The organism is bacterium, from assembly GCA_016873475.1.
Lineage (GTDB): Bacteria > Krumholzibacteriota > Krumholzibacteriia > JACNKJ01 > JACNKJ01 > VGXI01.
In genome coordinates, this window is the sequence record VGXI01000236.1 from 1 (window position 1) to 4,410 (window position 4,410).

The window sequence follows — 4,410 nt, forward strand, 5'->3', positions numbered from 1 at the left end:
CACCGCGGTCGCCATGGAGATGGCCCAGGAGCGGGGCCTGGACTTGGTAGAGGTCTCGCCGGCCTCTCGGCCGCCCGTCTGCCGGATCATGGACTTCGGCAAGTACAAGTACGAGCAGAGCAAGAAGGCCAAGGAGGCCCGCAAGAAGCAGCACACCGTCGTGATCAAGGAAGTCCAGTTCCGGCCCAAGACGGACGACCACGATTACGGCTTCAAGCTGCGCAACATCATCCGCTTCCTGGAGCACAAGGACAAGGTGAAGATCACCCTCCGCTTCCGGGGCCGCGAGATGAGCCACATGGACTTCGCCATGCAGACCTTCGATCGCCTCACCGCCGATCTGGCCGATCACGGCAAGATCGAGCAGGAGCCCAAGCAGGAGGGGCGCACGGTGGTCATGATCATGGCGCCGCTGAGCGATCGCGAGAGGCGCCCGGCCCGGCCCCGCGAGGAGAGCCCGGCCCCCAGCGCGCAGGAGTGAGCCGCAGCGGGTAGCAACGATCGCCGCCCGGCGGCGGCGAGGAGGACGACAATGCCCAAGATGAAGAGCAATCGGGCCGCGCGGAAGCGGTTCCACACGACCGGCGGGGGCAAGGTGCGCCGCAACAAGGCCTTCGCGAACCACATCCTCACGAAGAAATCCGCCAAGCGGAAGCGCAACCTGCGCGATGCCACGCTGGCCAGTCCGGCCGACAGCGTGCGCATCAAGCGCATGATCCTGGCCGAGTAGCCCAGGCGGCTGCGGACCGCTTCCCTGCGGGCGAAGCGCATCAACGAGAGTCAGGCTTAAGGAGGAATCATGTCCCGCGCCACGAACAATGTCGCCTCGCGCGCCCGTCGCAAGAAGATGTTCGGCCGCGCCAAGGGTTACCTGGGCAAGCGCAAGAACACCGTGCGCCAGGGCACGGAGGCCGTCCACAAGGCCGGCGTCTACGCCTACGTCGGCCGCCGCGATCGCAAGGGTCAGTTCCGGCGGCTCTGGATCGTGCGCATCAACGCCGCCGCCCATGAGCACGGCCTCAGCTACAGCCGCTTCATGAGCGGACTCAAGCGGCTGGCCGTCGAGCTCGACCGCAAGCAGCTCGCGGAGCTCGCGGTCAACGACCCGCCGGCGTTCCGGGTGCTCGCCCAGAAGGTGCAGGCGGCGCTGGGCCAGACCGGCTAGGGAGGATCCGTGCAGGCGGAACTGGCGCGTCTACGGGCCGAACTGGCGGCGGCGAGCGCCGCTCTGGCGGACGCGGAGGCGCTCGAGGCCTTCCGCGTGCGCTACCTCGGCCGCAAGGGGATCCTGGCCGGGCTCTTCCAGCGCCTCGCCGGCGCGGACCCGGGGGAGCGCCCGGCGCTGGGCAAGGCCATCCACGCCTTCCAGTCCGAAGTGGAAGCGGCACTGGCGGCGGCGCGCGCAGCGCTGGCGGCCGGTGCCGCCGAGGCACTGCCGCCCGGCTTCGATCCCAGCCTGCCGGCGCGGGGGCCCTGGCAGGGCCGGCGCCACGTCCTGGCGGCCGCCCTGGCGGAGATCCTGGACATCTTCCGCGGCATGGGCTTCTCCGTCGCCGACGGGCCCGAGGTCGAGCTGGACGCCTACAACTTCGGGAAGCTCAACTTCCCGGCCGACCATCCCTCGCGCGACGCGCAGGACACCTTCTACGTCGACGACGAGGTGCTCCTGCGCACGCACACGAGCCCCGTCCAGGTGCGCTACATGGAGACGCACCCGCCGCCGGTGCGCATCGTCGTGCCCGGCCGCGTCTACCGCAACGAGGCGATCGATGCCTCGCACGCCGCCGAGTTCCACCAGGTCGAGGGCCTCTACGTCGACGACCGCGTCACCCTCGGCGATCTCGCGACCACGCTCCAGCAGTTCGCGCGCGGATTCTTCGGGCCGCAGACCCGCCTGCGCTTCCGGCCGCACTTCTTCCCCTTCACCGAGCCGAGCGCCGAGGCGGACATGGCCTGTTTCGGCTGCGGCGGCAGCGGCTGCCGCATCTGCGGCGGCACGGGCTGGATCGAGGTCCTCGGGGCCGGCCTGGTGCACCCGCGCGTGTTCACGGCCGCCGGTTACGACCCGGAAGCGGTGACCGGCTTCGCCTTCGGGATGGGCATCGAGCGCCTGGTGATGCTCCGCCACGGGGTGACCGACATCCGCCTCTTCCTCGAGAACGACCTGCGCTTCCTGTCCCAGTTCTAGGAGCCCGCCATGCTGATCAGCCTGAACTGGCTGCGCGACTACGTCGAGGTGCCGGTCCCGGCGCCGCGCCTGGCCGAGGACCTGACGATGCTGGGCCTCAACGTCGAGGGGCTCACGCACCGGCCGAATCCCTTCGCCGCGCTGCGCATCGGCCGCGTGCTCAGCGCCCTGCGCCACCCGAACGCCGACAAGCTCACGGTCTGCACGGTGGATATCGGCGAGGGCCGGCCGCGGCAGATCGTCTGCGGCGCGCCCAACGTGCGCGCGGGGCTCGAGGTGCCCGTCGTGCCCGCCGGCGTCTGCCTGCCCGACGGCACGCTGATCAAGGAGGGCAAACTGCGCGGCGAGCGCTCCGAGGGGATGATCTGCTCGGCGATCGAGCTGGGCCTGGGCGCGGACGCCAGCGGCATCATGGAGCTGGCCTTCGGCGCCGCGCCCGGCACGCCGCTCTCCGCCCACTTCGGCGAGGAGGACTGGCTGCTCGAGATCGAGGTGACGCCCAATCGCCCCGACCAGCTCGGGGTCTACGGCATCGCCCGCGAGGTCGCCGCCCTCTACCGCGCGCCCCTGCGGGCGCCGGATACGGCCCTGCCGCCCGGCAGCGCGGCCGCGCTGCCGCCCGTCGCCGTCGAGATCCGCGACCCCGAGGGCTGCCCGCGCTACATCGCGCGGCGCCTGCGGGGAGTCACCGTCGGCCCCAGCCCCGCCTGGCTCCAGGCGAGGCTCGCGACGGTCGGCCTGCGCGCGATCAACAACGTCGTCGACGTGACGAACTACGTGCTCTACGAGACGGGCCACCCCCTGCATGCCTTCGACGCCGCGCGCCTGGCCGAGGGACGCATCGTCGTGCGCCGCGCGGCAGCGGGGGAGCGCCTCGTCACCCTCGACGAGCAGGAGCTGACCCTCACGCCCGAGGACCTGGTCATTGCCGATGCTGCGGCGCCCGTGGCACTCGCGGGGATCATGGGCGGCGAGGCGTCCAAGGTCGCGGAGACGACCCGCGAGCTCGTGCTCGAGAGCGCCGTCTTCGCGCCGGGCCGGATCCGCGGCAGCCGCCGCCGCCACGGGCTGAGCAGCGAGTCCTCCTACCGCTTCGAGCGAGGCGCCGCCGGGTCGATGGCGGCCCTGGCCAGCGCCCGGGCCACTGCGCTGCTCGTCGCCTGCGCCGGCGCTCAGGCGGCGCAGGCCAGTGACGATGTCGTGGCCGCGCCCGCCGTGCCGCGGCGGCTGCGGCTGCGGCCGGCGCGCGTGAACGCCCTCATGGGGACCGCACTGGGTCCCGACGCGATCGCTGAGCTGCTCGGCCGCCTGGAGCTGACCGCGGCGCCGGCGGGGGAGGAGCTCCTCGTCGCAGTGCCCGACTTCCGCGTCGATATCGGCGAGGAGATCGACCTCATCGAGGAGGTCGCGCGCCTGTACGGCTACGGCGCAGTGCCGCTGGAGAACCGGATGCGCAACAGCCTGCACGGCGCTCTGAGCCCAGCCGAGCGCGCCGAGGCGGCCCTCCAGGAGCTGCTCGTTGGCCAGGGTTGCCAGGAGGTGCTCACGAGCAGCTTCATGGACGAGCAGCACCTGGACGCGATGGGGCTCGCCGCCGAGGACCCGCGCCGCCGGGCCGTCCGTCTGCGCAATCCGCTGGTCAGCTTCAACTCCGTGCTGCGCAGCAGCCTCGTGCCCGGCTTGCTCGACGTCCTCATCACGAACTTCCACCGCGGGCAAGAAGAGCTGCGGGTCTACGAACTGGGGCGGGTCTATCGGGCACGGGCCGGAGAGGCGCTGCCCGAGGAGCCGCGGCAGCTCGCCCTGCTGCTCACGGGCCACAGCGCGCCGGCCCACTGGAGCCAGCCCGCGGCGCCGGTGTCGCTCGCCGATCTGCGGGGGATCGTGGAGGCGATCGCGGCGCGCACGCAGCGGCCACTCACTATCAGCTACGAGGGCGCAGATCCCTACCTCGTGTCGGGCGCGAGCTTCCGGGTGCTCGAAGGCGAGCGCTGCGTCGGTCAGGGCGGCCTGCTCCGGCCGGCCCTGCTGGCCGAGCTGAAGCAGAAGCGCGAGGTCTTCCTGCTCGAGTTCTTCGTCCCGTACGGCGCGCCGTCCGCACCGGCCCATCACACGCCGTTGCCGAGCTTCCCTGCCTCGCGGCGGGATATCGCGCTGCTCGTCCCGGAGGGACTGCGTTGGCAGGCGATCGCGGGCTGCATCAGCGGGGCCGGGGGCGAAGG

At 71.9% G+C, this 4,410-nt stretch carries 5 protein-coding genes; all 5 read left to right on the forward strand.

The window, feature by feature from the left end; translation table 11 throughout:
* Positions 1-13 precede the first annotated feature (13 nt).
* On the forward strand, positions 14-481 hold the full coding sequence (gene infC / locus FJ251_13845; GenBank protein ID MBM4118787.1) for a translation initiation factor IF-3: 468 nt from the start codon (positions 14-16) through the stop codon (positions 479-481).
* Between the two features lie 51 nt (positions 482-532).
* Positions 533-730 (forward strand): 50S ribosomal protein L35, encoded by a 198-nt coding sequence (rpmI, locus tag FJ251_13850; GenBank protein MBM4118788.1) that lies wholly within the window; start codon positions 533-535, stop codon positions 728-730.
* Positions 731-799: 69 nt separating this feature from the next.
* A complete protein-coding gene (gene rplT / locus FJ251_13855) occupies positions 800-1,165 on the forward strand; it encodes a 50S ribosomal protein L20 (GenBank protein ID MBM4118789.1) in 366 nt (121 codons plus the stop codon).
* A 9-nt stretch (positions 1,166-1,174) separates the two neighbouring features.
* The gene (pheS, locus tag FJ251_13860) at positions 1,175-2,188 is read left to right on the forward strand and encodes a phenylalanine--tRNA ligase subunit alpha (GenBank protein ID MBM4118790.1); all 1,014 of its coding nucleotides are present in this window, start codon (positions 1,175-1,177) and stop codon (positions 2,186-2,188) included.
* 9 nt (positions 2,189-2,197) lie between these two features.
* Positions 2,198-4,410: phenylalanine--tRNA ligase subunit beta (locus FJ251_13865; GenBank protein MBM4118791.1), on the forward strand; the 2,213-nt coding region annotated here is incomplete at its 3' end.